This window comes from Halomonas sp. ND22Bw (assembly GCF_003011945.1).
Taxonomy (GTDB): Bacteria; Pseudomonadota; Gammaproteobacteria; order Pseudomonadales; family Halomonadaceae; genus Halomonas; species Halomonas halophila.
The window spans coordinates 1-243 of the sequence record NZ_PXWD01001582.1 but is presented as its reverse complement, the minus strand read 5'-3'; the positions used below and the strand labels follow the sequence as shown (position 1 = coordinate 243).

1 protein-coding gene is annotated in these 243 nt (G+C 72.8%); it reads left to right on the top strand.

Annotated features, from left to right (window positions below; genetic code table 11):
* Positions 1 to 243, top strand: a 243-nt coding sequence (locus CVH10_RS23575; protein ID WP_369336005.1) for an HWE histidine kinase domain-containing protein, incomplete at both ends; no start/stop codon positions are given.

The following is a 243-nucleotide window of genomic DNA, read 5'->3' as shown; positions in this document are numbered from 1 at the left end:
GTGCAGGCGCTGGCGCGGCAATCGACGCGCGGCGGGGAGGAGGCGGGCGAGCGCCTGGAGGCGCGCATCCTGGCCCTGTCGAAGACCCACGACCTGCTCACGCGGGACGATTGGAGCGGCGCGCCGTTGCGCGAGGTGGTGGAGGCGGAGCTCGGCCCCTGCCGCGGCGGTTCCTGCCACATCGTCCTCGAAGGTCCCAACGTGACATTGTCGCCGCGCCACGTGCTCTCGCTCGGCATGACC